Here is a 1,703-nt window from a genome sequence, read left to right on the forward strand (position 1 = left end):
CTCGCGCCCAACTCGCGGCACACAAAAAAATGCTGCTCGCCCGCTTTAGCGAATTGCTACTCGGTGGCGCATTTTTACTGTTATTTTTCCACTACCAAACCGCGCAGATTGACCAATTGATGTTTCAAGTCAGCCAGCAGCCTCACACGCTGACTGTAAGCATCGCCGCCTTTATGCTGGTGGGTGTGGCGATCATTAAGTGCGCGCAACTGCCCTTGCACGGCTGGCTCATTCAAGTGGTGGAAGCACCTACGCCTGTCTCTGCCTTGTTGCACGCCGGTATTGTGAATCTTGGCGGGATCTTATTGATGCTGTTCGCGCCAGTGCTCGCGGCGAGCCCCAGTGCCAGCTTTGCACTGCTGGTTATCGCCGGTGTCAGTACCCTGGTGGCAGGGCTGGTGAGCCTGACACGCGTGAGCATTAAGGTAAAACTGGCGTGGTCGACCGTCGCACAAATGGGTCTGATGTTAGTTGAAATCGCCCTAGGCCTTTATGAGTTGGCACTGCTGCACTTACTGGCGCACTCTTTCTACAAGGCGTTCTCTTTCCTCAACAGCGGCAATGGGGTGAATCATTGGCTAGCAACCCAACTGGCCGACGCCTCAGTTCCGCGTCGCTGCCATTGGCTTGCCGCGATGGCCACCACCGCCGGTTTGATTGTCGCCGTGCACCTGAGTGTCGGTATTTTAAATAGTTTTGCAGCCGGTTGGTTGCTGTGGATGGCGATGACCATGCTGCTATTACCGGCCTTTACCCGCCCAGGCGCTGCTCGCCCGACACGCGTGCTGCTCAGTAGCGTGTTTGCGCTTGGCCTGCTCGGGCTCTACGCCGCCATTAAACATAGCTTGATTGTGTTTGTCGCGGGTGGAAATGCCACCTATTTATTTGCCGATGCCTTTGCGCTGGTGCTGTTTATCACGCTGTTTGCTCTATCACTGGCGGTCCAGTACTGGCCTCACAAAGCGTGGGTCAACCGCCTGTTTATTTGGCTGAACGCCGGGGCTTACCTTGATGAGTGGGCGACGCGCCTAACACTCAAATGGTGGCCGAGTGCTTCTTTAATCCAACTACAAACGACCCAATGGCAACCGCATAAGGAGACGCGTTAATGATTGCGAAAACGCCCAACGTATCTGCACACCCTGAGTCCCTCGATGTGAGCGATTTTCGCGATGCCACCCAGCAAGCGGTCGTAGCGATTGCGCCAAGCTGGCCGTTGGATCAAATGATTGCGGTTAACCCATGGTGGTCGCAACGCTTTACCCCCATTGAGCAAGTCTTTGCTGAGCAAGCGGTGTTAAGTGGCCACTGTCCGCTAATGCCGTCGGCGTACTATCTGTCGCATTGGCAATCGCCCATTAGTGAGGCACACCTTGCCGAGGCCATTTCAACCTCTGGCAGCGCATTAACAGTGAGTGATTGTCTGCGTGCGCTGCGCATTCATAGCAGTAACCTCCCGCGTTGGAAGCCATTGGCTGAGTTGTGTGATTACACCAGAGAAACACAAGAAGGCTTATCGTGGCAGCAAGAAATCCAGCAGCAAGTGAGCCAGTTTCTCGCACTCTATCACCAATACCCACAGCGTTTTGATGCTCAAGGCCAAGGCGGTGAGCACCTTTATCAATGCTGGTTGAGTGTGGTGAGCCAAGATAAAGGCATTAAAACCCTCACAGGCGTGGATTTGCTCACCGATTTCGCCACAC

2 protein-coding genes are annotated in these 1,703 nt (G+C 54.5%); both read left to right on the top strand.

What is annotated here, in order from left to right; genetic code table 11:
* Window positions 1-1,109: proton-conducting transporter membrane subunit (locus BZG79_RS15250; protein WP_077774830.1), on the top strand; the 1,109-nt coding region annotated here is incomplete at its 5' end.
* On the top strand, window positions 1,109-1,703 hold a 595-nt coding region (locus BZG79_RS15255; protein WP_199878029.1), incomplete at its 3' end, for a putative inorganic carbon transporter subunit DabA. The genes BZG79_RS15250 and BZG79_RS15255, both read left to right, overlap by 1 nt.

It is taken from the genome of Salinivibrio sp. MA427, from assembly GCF_001996115.1.
Classification (GTDB): domain Bacteria; phylum Pseudomonadota; class Gammaproteobacteria; order Enterobacterales; family Vibrionaceae; genus Salinivibrio; species Salinivibrio costicola.